15 protein-coding genes are annotated in these 17,171 nt (G+C 48.6%); 10 read left to right on the top strand and 5 right to left on the bottom strand.

Annotated features, from left to right (window positions below; all coding sequences use genetic code 11):
• Positions 1-258: 258 nt before the first annotated feature.
• Positions 259-1,131, top strand: a complete 873-nt coding sequence (locus tag H6F68_RS07935; RefSeq protein WP_199299964.1) for a UTP--glucose-1-phosphate uridylyltransferase — start codon at positions 259-261, stop codon at positions 1,129-1,131.
• Here H6F68_RS07935 and H6F68_RS07930 read toward each other — a convergent pair.
• The 3 genes from H6F68_RS07930 to H6F68_RS07920 form a co-directional block, all read right to left on the bottom strand.
• Positions 1,128-3,173 (bottom strand): response regulator, encoded by a 2,046-nt coding sequence (locus tag H6F68_RS07930; RefSeq protein WP_190557910.1) that lies wholly within the window; start codon positions 3,171-3,173, stop codon positions 1,128-1,130. The genes H6F68_RS07935 and H6F68_RS07930 overlap by 4 nt on opposite strands.
• Positions 3,174-3,664: 491 nt before the next feature.
• A complete protein-coding gene (locus tag H6F68_RS07925; protein WP_190557909.1) occupies positions 3,665-4,309 on the bottom strand; it encodes a hypothetical protein in 645 nt (214 codons plus the stop codon).
• Positions 4,310-4,394: 85 nt separating this feature from the next.
• A complete protein-coding gene (locus H6F68_RS07920) occupies positions 4,395-5,156 on the bottom strand; it encodes a hypothetical protein (protein ID WP_190557907.1) in 762 nt (253 codons plus the stop codon).
• A gap of 388 nt (positions 5,157-5,544) precedes the next feature.
• On the opposite strand from H6F68_RS07920, the gene H6F68_RS07915 reads away from it, so the two are divergent.
• Positions 5,545-6,078, top strand: coding sequence for a universal stress protein (locus H6F68_RS07915; protein WP_190557905.1), 534 nt, complete (start codon positions 5,545-5,547; stop codon positions 6,076-6,078).
• Between the two features lie 115 nt (positions 6,079-6,193).
• On the opposite strand, the gene H6F68_RS07910 is transcribed toward H6F68_RS07915, so the two are convergent.
• On the bottom strand, positions 6,194-6,868 hold the full coding sequence (locus H6F68_RS07910; RefSeq protein WP_190557903.1) for an HAD family hydrolase: 675 nt from the start codon (positions 6,866-6,868) through the stop codon (positions 6,194-6,196).
• 316 nt (positions 6,869-7,184) lie between these two features.
• Between H6F68_RS07910 and rpsU the strand changes: the two genes are divergently transcribed.
• The gene (gene rpsU / locus H6F68_RS07905) at positions 7,185-7,373 is read left to right on the top strand and encodes a 30S ribosomal protein S21 (RefSeq protein WP_190437304.1); all 189 of its coding nucleotides are present in this window, start codon (positions 7,185-7,187) and stop codon (positions 7,371-7,373) included.
• A 135-nt stretch (positions 7,374-7,508) separates the two neighbouring features.
• Positions 7,509-7,886, top strand: coding sequence for a pentapeptide repeat-containing protein (locus H6F68_RS07900; RefSeq protein ID WP_190437308.1), 378 nt, complete (start codon positions 7,509-7,511; stop codon positions 7,884-7,886).
• A gap of 48 nt (positions 7,887-7,934) precedes the next feature.
• Here H6F68_RS07900 and H6F68_RS07895 read toward each other — a convergent pair whose 3' ends face one another.
• Entirely contained in the window at positions 7,935-8,774 is an 840-nt protein-coding gene (locus H6F68_RS07895; RefSeq protein ID WP_190557901.1) for a DUF1838 family protein, read from the bottom strand.
• A gap of 472 nt (positions 8,775-9,246) precedes the next feature.
• On the opposite strand from H6F68_RS07895, the gene H6F68_RS07890 reads away from it, so the two are divergent.
• The 6 genes from H6F68_RS07890 (at position 9,247) to H6F68_RS07865 (ending at position 17,159) form a co-directional block, all read left to right on the top strand.
• On the top strand, positions 9,247-9,969 hold the full coding sequence (locus H6F68_RS07890; protein WP_190437314.1) for a response regulator transcription factor: 723 nt from the start codon (positions 9,247-9,249) through the stop codon (positions 9,967-9,969).
• A 153-nt stretch (positions 9,970-10,122) separates the two neighbouring features.
• On the top strand, positions 10,123-11,613 hold the full coding sequence (glgA, locus tag H6F68_RS07885) for a glycogen synthase GlgA (RefSeq protein ID WP_190557899.1): 1,491 nt from the start codon (positions 10,123-10,125) through the stop codon (positions 11,611-11,613).
• Positions 11,614-11,730: 117 nt separating this feature from the next.
• Positions 11,731-12,639 (top strand): rhodanese-related sulfurtransferase, encoded by a 909-nt coding sequence (locus H6F68_RS07880; RefSeq protein WP_190557897.1) that lies wholly within the window; start codon positions 11,731-11,733, stop codon positions 12,637-12,639.
• Between the two features lie 64 nt (positions 12,640-12,703).
• Positions 12,704-13,372 carry an isoprenylcysteine carboxylmethyltransferase family protein gene (locus tag H6F68_RS07875; RefSeq protein WP_190552983.1) on the top strand — a complete coding sequence of 223 codons (669 nt, stop codon included), beginning with the start codon at positions 12,704-12,706 and terminating at the stop codon, positions 13,370-13,372.
• 123 nt (positions 13,373-13,495) lie between these two features.
• A complete protein-coding gene (locus H6F68_RS07870; protein ID WP_190557895.1) occupies positions 13,496-14,938 on the top strand; it encodes a DUF3370 domain-containing protein in 1,443 nt (480 codons plus the stop codon).
• 97 nt (positions 14,939-15,035) lie between these two features.
• Positions 15,036-17,159, top strand: coding sequence for an ATP-binding protein (locus H6F68_RS07865; protein ID WP_190557893.1), 2,124 nt, complete (start codon positions 15,036-15,038; stop codon positions 17,157-17,159).
• The last annotated feature ends 12 nt before the right edge of the window (positions 17,160-17,171 follow it).

Here is a 17,171-nt window from a genome sequence, read left to right as displayed (position 1 = left end):
AAAGAGGTGGATTGCGACAGCTACTATTCGTAACTCTAGATACAAGACAGGCAAAATTAGAAGGGCTAAATTTTATTCATGTTTATATTCCTCAACGAGAGTCTTTGACTATGTGTTAAAGACTCTTTTATTGCTTTTCTAGAGAAATCCCAGAAGCACGCCTAGTTGAAAAGCCCAATGCTGTGATCAATATCTGCGCGAGCGTCCTCACCCATGCTTCCAGCGATCGCCCTTCCTCAGCCCTCTAGTCCCCCTTCTGTGCGTAAGGCTATAATCCCAGCCGCAGGCTTTGGTACACGTCTCTTTCCCGCTACCAAGGCCGTTAAGAAGGAGCTATTTCCGATTATTGACGCTGAGGGACGGGCCAAGCCTGTGGTTTTGGCGATCGTAGAAGAAGCGCTTAGCGCTGGGATTGAATCGGTCGGGATTGTGGTGCAGCCCAGTGATCGCGAGCTGTTTGAAACCTTCTTTAAAGCGCCACCCGAGGGAGATTATTTCCAGAAACTGGTTGTGAAACAGGGCGCTTATTTGGAGTATCTCCAGGAAGTAGGCGATCGCATCACAATCTTGACACAGGAGCAGCAAGAGGGCTTCGGTCATGCGGTCTTCTGTGCCAAAGACTGGGTACAGGATGAGCCGTTTCTGCTGCTCTTAGGTGATCACGTCTACAAGTCTGATTCGGAGGTTTCCTGTGCGGCTCAGATGTTGGCTATGTTCGAGCGCTGTGGCAAAAGTGTCATTAGTCTGGAAGTGACCCCAGCCGCCGAGATTAGCCATAGAGGATGTGTGACAGGTACGTGGCAGGAGCCACAGGTATTGCTAGACGTGACTCAGTTGGTGGAAAAACCAGAGGTAGAGTATGCGCGGCAACATCTACATATACCTGGCATGAACCCAGATCAATTGCTATCTATTTTCGGCATGTATGTGCTGTCACCACAAATTTTTGACTACCTGGAAGAGCAAATCCGAGGCAATTTACGCGATCGCAATGAATTTCAGCTCACCTCTGGCCTAGAGCGGCTGCGGCAAGAGTTAGGGATGATGGGCTATATGGTGCAAGGGCGATCGTTTGATACAGGATTACCAGACGCATACCGCCAGGCCCTGATTGAGTTTCGGCAGACTTAGGAGGTGGGCAAGGGAAACTCAATACTAAATCGCGTCTGTGCGGCTTCACTAGCGACGTGGATAGTTGCGCCCAACCGTTCGACCCGTTTCTTGACTAGCGCTAAGCCTAAGCCAGTGCCGCTATACTTCCAAGGGTCGTTGTTGGGGATGCGGTAGAACTTATCAAAAATGCGATCGCATTCCTCCTCGGGGATCTCCACCCCAGAATTGCTGATATGTAGCTGTAATCGTTCGGGGGTAGCCTCGGCAAAGATTTTAATCTGCTCACCTGGGGGGGTGTATTTACAGGCGTTACCAAGCAACTCCGACAAGACGCGCTCTAAATCAATCAGGTCTGTAGTGAGAGCAGGGAGATCATCAGGGAGATCAACCTGGATTTGCTGCTGTTGAGTATGAGCTCGTTCCATAAAAGTTTCTGCTACATGCGGCACCCAAGTACTAAGTTTGATGCTGGTCAATAGTAAGGGTTCTGCATCAGCATCTAGACGGGATAAGTCTAGCAGGTCATTAATTAAGCTAATTTCTTGTTCACATTCGCTCTGCAAAATCTGGAAATAACGCGCCAAATCTGCTGATGGTGGGATCTCTAGCGGTTCTAAAGTCATCTTCAACATCTGAGTTGCCATTTTGATGTTGGAGATAGGAGTGCGTAACTCATGGGATATGGTGCTTAAAAAGTCATCCTTGAGACCATTGAGTCTTTCTAAGGCTGCCACTTGGGCCTGAGCCGCCTGATAGAGCCGCGCTTGGCGAATGGCGATCGCGCATTGGTTGGCTACCTGCTGCACTAAATGTAATTCTAAATCTCTAAAAGGATAGTCTTTGTCATTGACCAAGCGTAGATCACCTAACACTCCTTGGTCATCCACGATCGCGCAAGCCAACATGGCTACTCGTCCTTGAATCGGATGGGGTACTAAGTTGCACAACTGTAGGGATTGCCCTTCTTGGAGTTGCTCATATTCAGGGAAATAGGCCATCTCGATCACAGAGCCTTGCTCTGAAAACATAGAGGCAGTATATTCATAAGCGATCGTCGCAGTTTGTTGGGTCAGATCGTACAGAGCCGCTTGGCAACGATTTACGCCTAGTACTAGAGCTAATTCCTGCACGACAGTAGCTAAAATTTGCCCTTCATCCAAGCTATCCCGCAACTTATCGGTGATGCGCTTGAGCATGTCATTAAAGTCGAGGACTTGATGCAACTGAGCAGTATACTGGCGCAGCGATCGCTCGGCCTGCTTGCGTTGCGTAATATCGTGAAAGATACAGTGAATTGCCTTGAGCTGATCTGCTTCAAATCGGCTGCTCAAGGTGCCTTCAACTATAACTTCTCGTCCCTCTTTACTCAAAAATGTGATTTCCAAGCTACGGGTAGCGGGTTTTGCCTGCACCCAATAGATTGCTTCTAGCCATCGTCCTCGGCTTTGCGGATGCACAATGTCTATGGCTAAGTTGTTCAGGTCCGCTTCGTCATAACCCAACGTATGTTTCCAGGCGGGGTTGACATAGAGCAACTCCCCAGACGGAGACATGATATGGATTAAATCATTGGCATGGTCTAAGAAGTTTTGCAACCGTGCTTGGCTCGTCCGCAGTTCAGCGTTTACAGCTTCTAATTGGTCTGCTTGCCGTTGGATCTGAGCAGTCTTCTGAAACAGCTCCACAAAGGCGGCTACCTTGGAAAGGAGAATTTCTGGCTCAATCGGTTTGAATAAATAATCTACTGCTCCGACCGAATAGCCTTTGTAAACCAACTGGTCGCTGTTATGGAGCGCCGTCATAAAAATAATTGGGATATGACGCGATCGCGCGCGGCTACGAATTAGAGTCGCTGTCTCAAATCCATCCATTTCTGGCATCTGGACATCGAGCAGAATCAGAGCAAAATCTTCTTCCAGCAAGCACTTCAAGGCTTCTTTGCCCGAACAGGCTCGCACCAAATTTTGACCTGAACTAGCAAGAACTCCTTCTAGCGCTAGCAAATTTTCTACATGGTCATCGACCAGAAGAATATTAACTGGAGGCTCAGTTTTCATCATTCCATTGCAACCCAGGGTAGTACCTGACAGCGGCATAGCGGTATAAAGCTATCCTGCAAGGACTTTATAGTAGTGAACAGCAATTAACGCTAGTGTGGTTAAGGTTAAGTCACCAGTTTCTTAGTTTAGTGTACGGTGCTTCTAAGTAGTAGCCTCAAGGGATAGATAAACGCCGTTATCTATGTAACTTTTAATAGATTTAACTTAATTTGATTTTATCAAAAAAAATGATAAAAATGTGTCTAAAACAATTATGAGAAAAGCCCTTGGGCGTCTGGCCGTGTTTCGACCCCAAGGGCTTTTGCTTTAGAGTCAATCCCCACATGAGTAAATGTACAGTCTTTCTACCCATGCTTTAGTGCCGTTAAGTAACACTTTTCTAACTGTCCTCACTGATGTGGCTCATGCAGGACACATAGCAATCCACCAATTTCATAAATTATTCAGGACTGGTATATAGATTCAGAAAATCTAGATTCAAGGGGCAAGAGTTATTTGTCAAAGGAGAATTGGAATGGGCCTAGCGAAAGTGAGGTAGCCATTGCTGCTTCTTGCACTGCTTCCTTGACGGTTGGTAGGTCTACAAAGCGGATAGCGTGAGGTGAGCTTAAACCAATCTTGCCAGAAAGCTCTACGTCTTCACTGGCGGCCAGCAACAAGCGCAAACTGTACGAATCCTGGCGGTTAAAGGGAATGAGAACGACATCCAAGGCGGGTTGTGGTTCCGCAAAGGACAAGGGGGTGAGTTGCTTTACCTGGTGGTCGCGATCGCCTGAGCGGACCTCGACATGCACGGCTCCATCCTCGGCATCATCCAGATTCAAGGAGATGCCTAACTTAAACTCGTCAAAATCCTGCGTGCCTTGATTGAGTAAATGAATCTGGACCACACGCAAATTGTCATACTGATATTCCTTTTGCCCATCCGAAATCCGGATCTCAGTGCGGGGGCAAGATGAGCCGAGAATATCTTGGAATTTAGGAGGCGTTTCTACTCTCTGGGCGATCGCAGGTTTACGATTGCGGTAGGCGGCGATCGCGGCATAAAGGGCTGCTCCTACTCCACCCCCAACCAGTAAAGCGATCGCAATGATGAGAATAGTCAGCCAATGGAGATTGAGTAGAAAATCTAACATCCTTTGCCATTCCGTAACTTCTAACTGATCTCCAACACCTGATCTTTGCCCCAGTGAAATGTCTCTTTTACGGTTCGTCAGAACTCTACAGCTCTCGCTTCTGCCCAATCCCCACAAGAGTTTGCCAGATGGCTATGAAGAAGGTGCAGACAATCAGTGCAAAAGCTTCTGGCCGCTTGAGTAAATCTTTCGCTTGGAGGTTAGGGGCAATCGCCTGATTATCGTCATTGGTACCATTCGGATTGCCATCGTTCTCAGGATTAGCTGTAGTTTGGAGGCTGGGGGTAGAAGATGTGGGTTGCTGTGGTGCAGGTTCTCTGGTGGGGGCTGCGGTATCTGTGGCTGCAACCTGATCCTCGAAGTTCGCCGCGATCGCCACAGGCTCTTCTGGTTTAGATGTTTCTGGTTCTGGTGCTTCTGACTTAGACTCAGCTAGCTCGGACTCTTCCGCCATAGGCTGTTCCGGTTTAGATTCCTCTGGTTTAGGCTCTGCGATCGCCAGTTCCCCAGAAGGCAATGTTTCTGGATCTGCTTGGGGCGCTTCTACCTCAACTGAAGCAGTAAGCTCAGTTAGGTGGAGGGTCTCGGCGGTCTCAACCGTTTCTGTGTCTAAGCTTAACTGCGCTTCTAGACGCTCTTCTAGAGTGGACGGGGTCAGGAGCGGAGCAATCAATTCGTTACTAGCGGTGTCTGGTTCTTGGTGCTTTGGCTCAAACTCCTCAGCAGCCTGATGAAGCTGGGGTTCCACCGCTCCCTCTTTTGCTTCTGATGCTTGCTGGGTCAAGGTAAGCTGCTTGTCGCCTAAAGCCCGAATGGTGGATAAGAGGTTTTTGTGTTTGTGAGGCATGATTGCGGTTCCCAGAGTTAGTTTCAGTAGTAACGAGTTTGAACTGGTGAAACCTAGTTCAGGTCTTGAGCAACCAGTCCGAACTGCTCAACCAAGAAAAAGAGTTAATAGCATCATTTTCCTCCGAAAGCGCTGCGCTATTACCTGGCCTAACGGATGGACCTAGCACTGATCCCTAGGCTGATTTCAGCAAATTTAACCCAGTTCAACCAGCAACTGGGGTTGCCTTACTGATCGGAGGGTCAGTTTTAGCGGCACCTTTACCAACAAGTACCAACAAGTACTAAGAATTTGGGAGATTGAGCTTGCGGCGCAATGATCCGGCTTACATTAAAGTTATGGCGCAACTTACATCACATCTTGCTACGGTTAGGGAGAGCAGATCTATATGTATCGAAGAATCCTTGTTGCGATCGATCACTCCAGCATTAGCCGCCAAGCTTTTGAACAAGCTTTAGCCTTAGCGAAGCTGACAGAAGCAAATCTAATGTTGCTCCACGTCCTTTCCTATGAAGAGGAAGGAAGTCCTAGATTGCCAGTGCTGACAGGTTTTGACGCTTATCCTGGCATGATCCGGACTCAAGCTTTAGAGCTATACCAACAGCAATGGCAAAACTATGAAGGTCAAGGGCTAGCAATGCTGCGATCGCGGGCTCAAGAAGCGGCGGATGCAGGCGTGCGAGTGGAGTTTACCCAAAGCCCTGGTAGTCCTGGCCGAGCCATCTGTGCCTTAGCTCGAACTTGGGGCGCAGATTTGATTCTGGTGGGCCGTCGGGGTCGATCGGGTCTGAGCGAACTCTTTTTAGGTAGCGTCAGTAACTATGTGCTGCACCACGCTCCCTGTGTGGTTTTAGTTACCCAAGGAGCGATCGCCCCCAGTCCGCAAGAGCGATCGCCAGAACACGTAGAAGTTTTGTCTTAAAAGTTTTGTCTTGCCAAAAGAGCAAGGGTTTTTCTACCCAGGCAGCCTCAGCAGGTAGGAGGTAGAGTTAAGCGATCGCGGCCTTAATGCAGTCGTGCGGTCATCTCGCTTAAATTCAGATGCTCAATTCAGAAGTAAGTAACTGGTCAATCACCTCAGCGACTCCATCACCTCGGCTGCCTTGCGTCACCCAATCCGCTTGTTCTTTCACCATCGGCAGCGCGTTGGCTACGGCTACAGAGAGGGCGCAAATATTCAGAAAAGCGAGATCATTCTCTGCATCACCAAACCCAACTACGTTCTGTGGAGATAACTCCATGCGTTCTAGAGCTGCTTTCAACCCGGTCGCTTTGTTTAAGCCGGAGGGCAGCACCATCACAGCCTCTTTATTGAAAATTATCTGTAGCTCTAACCCCAAATCTTTGATTATTTCTAATACCGTGGTTTCATAGGGTTTCCAAGTTGCTACAATCACGCGACCGACCGCTAAGGAATCAACTTGGCGCTCTTGAAGAGCTTGGATAAAGGCTGCGGGAGGGCGATCGCCCAACAACTGTTCTTCACGGGTCCTAGGCCAGTACAACAAAGCCCCATTCTCCGCAACCACACAATCAAACCAATCTACCTGCGGCAGCACCTGGAATAGCTCGTCTAACCGTCTACCTGTGACTAAAATGAGTTTGCGGCCAGATTCGCGGAGGCGTTGCAAGGCTGCCAGCGTGGTTTTGCTGACTTGACCTTTCGTAGCGAGTGTTCCGTCGTAATCCGAAGCAATTGCTAAATAACGCATCGCCTTAATTAGATAGGTCCATTTATCCTAAGGTGCGGGATTGCCTGGCTCATCTAATAGAAGCACTAAATCTTAAAGGCAATTCACTAAGCTAGACTTGCGAGAGTTGGCCTACTGCATCGTGATGCAATCTGTAACTTAACTATGCAACTCGTGACAAAAATCCTGACGAAAGATAATTAGCTAACTATTGCTTAACCCAATCCTGTGCTAGCCTGTGGAAAAGGATTATTTTCGGCTGTGTAATTCGTTTTGTTGCAAGCGTTTCTCCGAATCTAACTCTCTGCACCTTTGATTCTGGAGATGCCCCAACCGAATGGCCCAAATAATTCTAAATGAAAATGAGGGAATTGAGGCAGCAATCCATCGATTCAAGCGGAAAGTTTCTAAGGCAGGAATTTTTCCAGATATGAAGAAGCATCGCCACTTCGAAACGCCTGGGGAAAAACGTAAACGTAAATTAGTTGCTAAGCATAGACAGCGGAAAAAATATTCTCGTCACTGATCCTTAAAACTTATCCGGCTGACGCAGCCTAATCAACCTAAAACTCTCGGAACTCAGGTCCGCAAGTTAAGCTTGATCGCTGAAATGAGACACTCCTTCTCTTCGTAAATCTTCTAACAACTCCTAAAGGCTCCTATGAATACCAAAGAACTTCTAAGCCGCTACTCAGCTGGACAAAGGGACTTTAGAAACCTTAATCTAATGGCCGCTAATCTAAGAAATCTTAACTTCAGTGGGGCTAATTTCAGTGGAGCCAATTTCAGAGGGGCAAACCTGACTAGCACCAATTTGAGCCAAGCGAACCTGAGCGACGTCAATTTGACGGGCGCAAACTTAACCAGAGCCAATTTGACACGGGCCAATTTGAAGAATGCCGACTTGACTCATGTCAATCTGAGTGACACAAATCTAAGTCATGCATATCTGTCAGACGCTATCCTGCCCGATGGAGCAGGAGCCAAACTCGCCTCTAATAGTCCTGCGGTAGCGCTGTCTCAAGATGTAGTAGGCTAACTTGTTCTGAACTATCTCTGAACTCGCTAACCTACTAGTGCCTAGTCTTTACTCTAAGCAAGGTTCCTCTTTGAGGGGAGCGAGTAAGGGAAATTCTTCGCCGCGCAGGTAGGCATCAAATTCTTCTTCAAATCGGCTCCAGCTTGTTGCAATCGAACGTTGCAAACGACAGGCTGGAGCTTCTCGGTATAAGGGGAGGCGTTGCTCGATCTGCGTTTTCAGCGCTGGATGCAATTCTTCAAAGACATCCGTTTTTGTGCCTGTGTAGTTCAACACTAAAAAGCCTGCTTTGCCTTTCATCTTCATCCAAGGCTCCCAAGGTCCCATGCGGTAGTAAGACAAGGTGACGGCGCGATCGCAACTGGCATCTACGATTTCGTCTTCAAGCATGCGAGTTGGAAAAATAAATTTGTAGGAATCAGAAGATTGCACGAATGGCTCAGGAGAATATTCAGAAAACTTAGGATTACTCGCCAAATTATTAGGTAGCTTCAGGTTGAGGTCTAGTGAGACAAAAGACACTTCAGGCCCAATAAAAGCCCCAACCTGTGGCGGAATCTGAAACTCCTGATAGTCGTAGGAGCGGTGGATGACGTGTAGCGTTTCACCTGTCCATGGGTTTTGCCATTGCCGCAATATTTCTTGCGATCGCGGGTCTAGATAGAGCGTAAATTTGCGGCTGAGTAAAGTCCAGCGCGAAGTTGTAGGGTCTTGAATACAGCGCGAAATATCGACCCCCAAAAAGTCGAACAGGTGAATAGGTTGATCTGAGTCGAGCGGCTGCGCGTACATCGAGCCCGTGGCTTCAAAGTAATGAGTTCCGCCATCGGTACTACAGCGCATTTGGACAAACTGCTGATCGGTAATTGTGGACTTGCGTAAAGTCATATTTCACCTCTAGCGAGATCGATTAATCGTAGCTTGAAGATCAGGTGAAGGGGAAACCTCTGTAATGTTACGGGTAATCAAACGCTGGATCTAGGCACTCTGAATCGATAAGTCCTAAAACCAATGAAAATTACTGCATTCTTCATGAATAAAGTAGCAATTTGATTAATTTATTTTAGTGAAAACTCGTAACTATGAAATTGCACTTAAAGCTTTGTAGGAAGACAAAAACTACAAAGTGGGTTTAGATTGGGTTAGCTTAATCAAGATTTTAACTACAATACCAAGCGCTGGATTCCAGCTAAGAAAAGGCTTTTAGGGTTGCGATCGCAGTTTTTTCTCTTTGATGGCTTCAGTAGTACTGAACTAATTAATAATTTTCTACACGGGCACTTTTGCGCTGATTAGAACGTCTTTATAAAAGCTTTGTTAAATCAGCTCCATCCTTATCAGGCAGTGGTGAAGGTTGCAAATGAGTGAAATTCGTGTGGCCCTAATTGAATCTCAAGACCTCAGTCGGTATGGGATGCAAGCGGCTTTAGGACAAAGTGATCTAATCACTGTTGTCGGGGAAGCGGCCAAGGGGCGAGAAGGTTTAGACCTGTTGCAACAAACTCAGCCCGATTTGGTCATTATCGAACTGGATTTGCCTGATATCAGTGGCATTGAGGTCATTCAGCAGATTAAGAACCCAGAGTCGGAAGCAGAATCTGCCGACCTGAAAGTTTTGATTTTTAGCACTGAAGCTAATGAAGAATTGGTCATGCAAGCCTTTGCCGCAGGCGCAGATTCTTACTGCTTAAAAGACAAAACTAATCACCAAGATTTGTTAGAAGCGATTGAGGCAACTTACCAGGGAAATTCCTGGCTCGATCCCGCGATCGCTCGGATTGTGCTGTCCCACTATCAGCAAACGATTGAGCAAGACACCAACGATTCTAGCCCTGGCTCTGTGAGTATTGAACCGATTGACCCAGCAGTAGGCCCCATTCTAGGCGCTGACCCTTTAACTAAACGGGAGCTAGAAATTCTGGAGTTAATTGTGGGGGGGCACAAGAACGAGGAAATTAGTCAAAAGCTCTATATCACGCTGGACACGGTGAAAACCCATGTCCGTAATATCCTAAACAAAATGGGAGCCAGCGATCGTACTCATGCAGCGGTTTTAGGCTTGCGTTCAGGCTTAGTGAATTAAAGCGATCGCTAGGTAATTCTCCCCGAGTTTACCTGTCAACATCACCTGATGTGCTGATTTCAGATTATGCCGAATGATGGGGTTGCTCCTTCGCGAGAAATAAATATACTTTTGTGAAGATAACAAAACCCTTTTGATCAGCGAGGAGTAAAGATGTACATCGTACAAATTGCCTCTGAGTGCGCTCCAGTCATCAAAGCCGGAGGCTTGGGCGATGTGGTTTATGGACTCAGCCGCGAATTAGAAACGCGAGGACACTGCGTTGAGCTGATTCTGCCCAAATATGATTGCATGCGCTACGACCATATTTGGGGCTTGCACGATGCCTACCGTGACCTGTGGGTGCCCTGGTATGGCGGCACAATTCACTGCTCGGTTTACTGCGGCTGGGTACATGGGCAACTCTGCTTCTTTATTGAGCCTCACTCTCGCGATGATTTCTTCAATCGCGGTTGTTACTATGGTTGCCACGACGACACCATGCGCTTTGCCTTCTTTAGCAAGGCCGCTCTAGAATTTTTGCAACAAAGCAATAAGCGTCCCGATGTCATCCACTGCCACGACTGGCAGACTGGCTTAGTTCCCGTCATGCTGTTTGAAAACTACAAGTATGAAATGGGGCTCCAGCGAGTTTGTTACACGATTCATAACTTTAAGCATCAAGGCTTTGCGGGCAACGAAATTCTTTGGGCCACCGGACTCAACAACGAACCTTACTATTTCCAACCCGATCGCCTGCAAGACAACTTTAACCCTTTCGCCTTGAACTTGATGAAAGGGGGCATTGTTTACGCCAATGCAGTAACCACAGTTTCACCGCACCACGCTTGGGAAGCACGTCATACAGAGGTGGGGTCTGGTCTGGGCCACACGCTGCATATGCATCAAGACAAATTTACCGGAATTCTCAACGGCATTGATCTAGACTTCTGGAGCCCTGAAGTCGATCGCTATATTCCACACCACTATACCAAGGACAACTTAGAAGGCAAAGCCCAGAACAAGAAAGCGCTGCGCGATCGCCTGTTGTTGCAAGATGTTGACAAACCAATCATTGCTTATATTGGCCGTCTGGATGCCCAAAAAGGCGTTCACCTGGTGCATCACGCCATTTATCACGCCATCGATAACGGTGCCCAGTTTGTCTTGTTAGGTTCCGCCACCGAAGCGGGAATTAATGCTCACTTCCAGCACGAAAAGCGCTTTTTAAACGATCATCCAGATGTGCATCTGGAGCTGGGTTTTAACGAAGAACTGTCGCACCTGATCTACGCTGGGGCCGATATGATTTTGGTGCCGAGCAACTACGAACCCTGTGGCCTGACTCAGATGATTGGCTTAAAGTACGGCACAGTGCCGATCGTCCGGAGTGTGGGGGGTCTGGTGAATACGGTGTTCGATCGCGACCACGATTCAGACCACCTGCCCGAAACCCGCAATGGCTATGTATTCTATGATTCTGACTATCAAGCGTTAGAATCAACCATGAATCGAGCTTTGAGCCTGTGGCGGGATTACCCCAAAGAGTTCCAACAACTAGTGAAGCAAGGCATGGAATACGACTACTCTTGGAACCATCCGGGTAAGGATTACATCGAGATTTACGATCGCATCCGTCACAAACCAGTTGCTGTAGCGCTGTAATAGTCTGAGTAATAGTCTGATTGAGAGGAATGGGCTTTGTCCCACCCAAAACTAACTACTAGGGCGCACTCCGGTGTGCCCTAAAATGTGTTTAGACGCTTGATTCGTACGGGAAGCATGACCGAAATTGTTGTTGCCGCACTCTACAAATTTGTCAGCTTGCCAGACTTCGCTGAGAAAAAAGATATGCTCTTGGCCTATTGTTTAGACCAAGACATTAAGGGCACCCTTCTTTTCGCTTCAGAAGGCATCAATGGCACGATCGCCGGATCTCGCTCAGCGATCGATGCGGTTCTCTCTGTTTTGCGGGCTGATCCGCGCCTTGCCGACCTAGAGCACAAAGAGTCATATACAGATACTCCCCCGTTCGATCGCCTGAAAGTTCGCTTAAAAAAAGAGATCGTGCCTTTAGGCGTGCCTGAGGTTGACCCCAACCAGAAAGTAGGAACCTACGTCAGTCCAGAAGAGTGGAATGATCTGATTGCCGATCCAGACGTGGTGGTGATTGATACGCGCAATGATTACGAGGTGCAAATCGGTACTTTTCAAGGCGCTTGCAATCCCCAGACGGCTTCCTTTCGAGAATTCCCTGACTATGTTCGCCAGCATTTAGACCCCCAAAAACATAAGAAAGTTGCAATGTTTTGTACGGGTGGAATTCGCTGCGAAAAAGCTTCCTCCTTCATGCTGGAGCAGGGGTTTGAGGAAGTGTATCACTTGAAAGGCGGCATCTTGAAGTACCTCGAAGCAGTCCCAGCCGAAGCAAGTCTTTGGGAAGGCGAGTGCTTTGTGTTTGACCAGCGAGTAGCGGTGCGTCACGGGCTAGAACCTGGTTCTTATGATGCTTGTATGGCTTGTGGTAGACCTATTTCAGACGAAGACAAAACTTCAGAACATTACCAAGAAGGAATTTCTTGTCCTCATTGCTTTGATAGTCTTACAGAAGAAAAAAGAGCCCGCCAAGTAGCCCGCCAAAGGCAAGTTGAACTAGCGAAGCAACGTTATCAGGCTAGCGTCGAGCCTTAAGCGGTTTTGCCAGTTTCCGTATTGCTGCCTTCAATCATAAATCAGAGATCAAAAGGATACGCTGATGAAAGCGAAACATATTATTAACTTGCAAAAGGGGTTGACTGGATTTGTAGTCCTAGGACTGATGTGGGCTTATCAGAACTTCACCATCGGTCCGTGGATTTATTTGGCACTTCATGGCACCTACGGCCTGCTTTGGTTGCTTAAAGATCAGCTCTTTCCCGACAAGCAGTGGGAGCAGAAGATTTCACCAGGGCAAGGAATTTTTGTTGGCATTATCCTAGTTTTGTATTGGGTTGCTCCCTTCTTGCTGATTAGTCGTGGTGTTGTGCCGTCGGCTCCTCTGATTGCGGCAGCTGTGGCCTTAAACATCCTTGGTGTATTCCTCCACTACAGCAGCGATGCTCAGAAATACTTCACGCTGAAATATCATCCTGGTTTAATTACGGAAGGCTTTTTTGCCCGATGCCGCAACACCAACTACTTGGGGGAAGTGCTGATCTACAGCTCGTTTGCGCTTTTAGCTCAGCACTGGTTGCCGTTTGTGATTCTGGCTCTGTTTGCCGCAGGTTTGTTTATCCCGAATATGCGGAAGAAGGACCAATCTCTGGCGCGTTACCCAGAGTTTGCTGAGTACAAAGCGCGTTCTGGTTTGTTGTTGCCTCAACTCCTGCCATCAAGAAACTCTGTTTTAGACAGTCAAGCTCCTGATTCACCTCAAAACGGCTAACTTGGCGATCGCCTGAGTGAACCATTTCCTGTTTTGGAAGTAGTTACAACGGCACTTTGGCTCCAGGATTTGGGTCTCTACAAGATGTATCCCTTTATGTGAGACCCAAGTAGGTAATTGTTTATGAGGCCGAAGCAAAATCACATCGCGATCGCTTTGATCTCTGCTCTAGCCCTGGTTGGGGTAGGCAGTTACAGCTTATTACTTGCTGGTAAAACAGCTTTATCTGCGTCGGACCTCGCTCAAGGAGCGCCACCTAGCCCGAAACCTACTCCCCAAATCATCGTGGAGCCGCAACCGGTGCGAGCTTTGCCAGGGCAGCTAGATCAGGTGCCGATGTTTAACAGCAATAGCCCGGAGTGGGTTAAGACTGAGGGAATTCTGCTTTCGACTCTGCCGCCTACGGGCAAGAAAACACCGACTGCCCATCTAAACTTTCCGTTTCAGGGCCGCTTCGATTTATTCATTCACCACCAAACGCATACCCCGAAGGATCTACAAACTTTCTACTTGGGTGTGATGCTGCATAACTCCAGTTCGCAACCAGTAACTGTTGATGTGTTGCAAGGCGCGACTTATCTGACCCAAAGCGCTCCCTACATCAAGCTGCCAACCTATGTAGACAATCCCAACAATACAGTCTATGCAGGGCCAGGCGATCGCGTGGTGACAGATATTCTTCAGGGCAAGCGCCAAGCTGATTTTCCGGCTCAACTGGTAATTCCGCCAGGTCAAAGCCGGATGCTCCTAAACCACCCGATGCCAGTGCGGGGTTTAGAGAAACCAATCAATGGGCGATCGGGTTATCTGCGGCTGCGTAGTAATGGCAAGGTCTACGCGGCCAGCTTGATGATGTTTGCCAAGAAAAATGCCAATGGTAGCGATCGCGCCCCCACCTTAGCGGAGTGGCAAGCTTTACTAGACACTGGGACTCTCTCTGGACCTCGCGACAAAGTACCAACCCCACCCGAACAGGCAGGCGGACAGTTGATTTATGGTCGAGTTGCAGGAGTTGCTCAAGGATCGCGCTGGCAAGCTCAACTCAGCGATCGCCCTGGAGCCAAAAACTTAACCATTCCTGCTCCAGGGCAGGCGGTATCTTATGCCATCAGCACAGTGCGAGCAGGTCGCTTGGGCACGGAGCAAAATCAAGCGGCTAAAATGCTGGTGCGCTACCCCGATACCGCTTACGAATCCCATGCCAACTATGGTGTGGAATACAACTTGACCTTGCCGCTTTTCAACCCGACTCAACAGCCTCAGAAAGTGGCTTTCACCTTAGCAACTCCTTTAAAGGAAGATCGTCTCAGTCAAGGTGGATTGCGTTTCCGCCAACCCCCTTTTGATGTGCCCTTCTTTCGAGGCACTGTACGTCTGCGTTACCCAGATGATCGAGGCCAGCTTAAGACTCGGTATGTGCATTTGTGGCACCGTAAGGGACAAGTACTGGAGCCGTTAGAGATGATCACTCTGCCTCCCAACAGTGGCCGTTCTGTGCAGCTAGATTTGATTTATCCGCCTGATTCCACCCCACCTCAAGTCCTCACCCTCAAAACTCAAGGTTAATTTCTATGTAAGTAAGCTGGACTGCCAGAATTGACGCTAAAAGGTATATATTGATCCAAAGCGTTGCGAGATTCTGCGGATTGGCAAGGACGCCTGCATGAAACACCCTGCCACTCTTATCACGAAGCGATTGCAGAAAGTGCCACTGCAAACGGTTCTGGTCGCTCCTTTTGTCTTGCAAATTGCGATCGCAGTGGGGCTGACGGGTTGGCTGTCGCTACGTAATGGTCAGAACGCGGTCAACGATGTGGCTAGCCAGCTACGGACTGAGGTAACAGCCCGGATTCAGCAGCATGTCACGACTTATCTAGAAACTCCTCATCTCGTCAACCGCATTAACGCTGATGCCATTCGCTTGGGATTACTGAACGTTGAAAACATCCCTGGTTTAGAACGCTATTTCTGGCAACAGATGCAGCAATTTAAGACGGTGAGCTACATCTCGTTGGGGACAGAGCAGGCAGAATACATCGGAGTAGAGCGCTTAGATAATGGTGCCTTACAGATTGAAGTCTCCGATCGCGCCACAGGTCGAAATTTCCAAACCTACGCCACGGATAGCCGAGGAAACCGCACGCAACTGGTGCAAAGTAAACCCAATTATGACCCGCGTCAGCGGGATTGGTACAAAACCAGTGTGAAAGCGGGTAAACCGATTTGGACCGAGATTTACACTTACTTCTCCACGCAAAAACTCACGATCACAGCCGACCAGCCACTGTACGATGCCCAAGGCAAATTGATTGGGGTGACGGCGGCTGATTTGGTGTTGTCTCAAATCGGCGACTTTCTCCGCAGCCTCAAGATTGGTAAAACGGGACAAACCTTTATCATGGAGCGATCGGGGCTTCTAGTTGCAACTTCGCTGCCCGAGAAACCTTTCATCCTCAGCGCTGATGGCAAAACGCAGGAACGACTGGCCGCGACTGCTAGCCGCAATGAGTTGATTCGAGCAACGGCGCAGCACTTACAGCAACGCTTCGGTGATTTGCGGCAAATTCAAGGTAGCCAACAGCTCGACTTTCAGTTGGAGGGTAAACGTCAATTTCTGCAAGTGCTACCGCTACCAGATCAGCGAGGTTTGGATTGGCTGATCGTGGTGGTAGTACCAGAAACAGACTTCATGGAGCAAATCGAGGCCAACACGCAATCGACAATTTTGCTGTGTTTGGCCGCCTTGATTGCTGCGATCGCGTTGGGAATTCTCACCTCACGCTGGATTGCGCAGCCGATTTTGCATTTGAGCCGAGCGGCTAAAGCTTTGTCCCAAGGTGAGTGGGAGCAAACGGTGCCCGTGGAGCGAGAAGATGAAGTGGGGGTCTTGGCTCGGGCGTTTCAGAATATGGCGGAGCAGTTACGCGCTTCCTTTGGCGTTCTAGAACAGCGCAATGAAGAGTTAGAAGTCCGAGTTCAGGAGCGAACTGCGGATATTCGAGCGGCCAATGAGCAACTGCTGGTGGAAATTGCTGAACGCCAGCGGGTGGAAGATGCATTGCGGGTTTTCTTGCACGCCGTTTCTCATGACCTCCGCAACCCAGTGACTGGGATGTTGATGGTGTTGGGGAATTTGCTCAAAAGTGAATCGCTGCCTATTGATGACTCCAACGGTTCTGGCAAGGCGGTGATCCCGGTGGCCCGTAGCATTTTGGAGCGCATGGCTCAAAGTAGCGATCGCCAATTGTATTTAATTAACTCGCTTTTAGAAGTCCATGCCAGCGAAGTGGGGGGGATTGTCCTTCAGACTGAACCGCTGGAACTTGGGCACCTGATCACAGATGTGCTGACGGATTTTGAGCCTCTGCTCTCTAAAAACCAAGTTAGCGCCACAGCTTTGATTCCAAACCATCTACCTGCCGTTCCAGCAGATCCCTTGCAACTGCGCCGAGTGCTAGAAAACTTACTAGCAAACGCCCTGAAGCACAACCCGCCAGGAGTGAGCTTGAGTGTCAGCGTGGAACAAGGAGACAACTCGCTGCTTTGCCGAGTGCAAGACAACGGAGCAGGTATCAACCCAGAGGTGTGCGAGCATTTGTTTGAGCTGTATTCTCGCGGACCTCAAACCCGTCGCTCTACCGGACTAGGACTAGGTTTATATCTTTGCCGTCAAATTATTGTGGCTCATGGGGGAGAGATGGGCGTGACTAGCAGTCCTGAGGTTGGCTCGACCTTCTGGTTTACCTTACCTTTGGCACCTGTAGGAGCAACCACAAAATCACCTTGATGGGTGAATCAT

The sequence above is a fragment of the Trichocoleus sp. FACHB-262 genome, assembly GCF_014696035.1.
Taxonomy (GTDB): Bacteria; Cyanobacteriota; Cyanobacteriia; order FACHB-46; family FACHB-46; genus Trichocoleus.
This window is presented reverse-complemented; position numbering and strand designations above follow the sequence as displayed.

Excerpts from the sequence above, each read along its gene's own strand:
- H6F68_RS07865 (WP_190557893.1), top strand. The coding sequence starts at position 15,036 with ATGAAACACCCTGCCACTCTTATCACGAAGCGATTGCAGAAAGTGCCA.
- rpsU (WP_190437304.1), top strand. The coding sequence starts at position 7,185 with ATGGCCCAAATAATTCTAAATGAAAATGAGGGAATTGAGGCAGCAATC.
- H6F68_RS07930 (WP_190557910.1), bottom strand. The coding sequence starts at position 3,173 with ATGATGAAAACTGAGCCTCCAGTTAATATTCTTCTGGTCGATGACCAT.
- H6F68_RS07910 (WP_190557903.1), bottom strand. The coding sequence starts at position 6,868 with ATGCGTTATTTAGCAATTGCTTCGGATTACGACGGAACACTCGCTACG.
- H6F68_RS07890 (WP_190437314.1), top strand. The coding sequence starts at position 9,247 with ATGAGTGAAATTCGTGTGGCCCTAATTGAATCTCAAGACCTCAGTCGG.
- glgA (WP_190557899.1), top strand. The coding sequence starts at position 10,123 with ATGTACATCGTACAAATTGCCTCTGAGTGCGCTCCAGTCATCAAAGCC.
- H6F68_RS07915 (WP_190557905.1), top strand. The coding sequence starts at position 5,545 with ATGTATCGAAGAATCCTTGTTGCGATCGATCACTCCAGCATTAGCCGC.
- H6F68_RS07870 (WP_190557895.1), top strand. The coding sequence starts at position 13,496 with ATGAGGCCGAAGCAAAATCACATCGCGATCGCTTTGATCTCTGCTCTA.
- H6F68_RS07875 (WP_190552983.1), top strand. The coding sequence starts at position 12,704 with ATGAAAGCGAAACATATTATTAACTTGCAAAAGGGGTTGACTGGATTT.
- H6F68_RS07925 (WP_190557909.1), bottom strand. The coding sequence starts at position 4,309 with ATGTTAGATTTTCTACTCAATCTCCATTGGCTGACTATTCTCATCATT.
- H6F68_RS07920 (WP_190557907.1), bottom strand. The coding sequence starts at position 5,156 with ATGCCTCACAAACACAAAAACCTCTTATCCACCATTCGGGCTTTAGGC.
- H6F68_RS07900 (WP_190437308.1), top strand. The coding sequence starts at position 7,509 with ATGAATACCAAAGAACTTCTAAGCCGCTACTCAGCTGGACAAAGGGAC.
- H6F68_RS07895 (WP_190557901.1), bottom strand. The coding sequence starts at position 8,774 with ATGACTTTACGCAAGTCCACAATTACCGATCAGCAGTTTGTCCAAATG.
- H6F68_RS07880 (WP_190557897.1), top strand. The coding sequence starts at position 11,731 with ATGACCGAAATTGTTGTTGCCGCACTCTACAAATTTGTCAGCTTGCCA.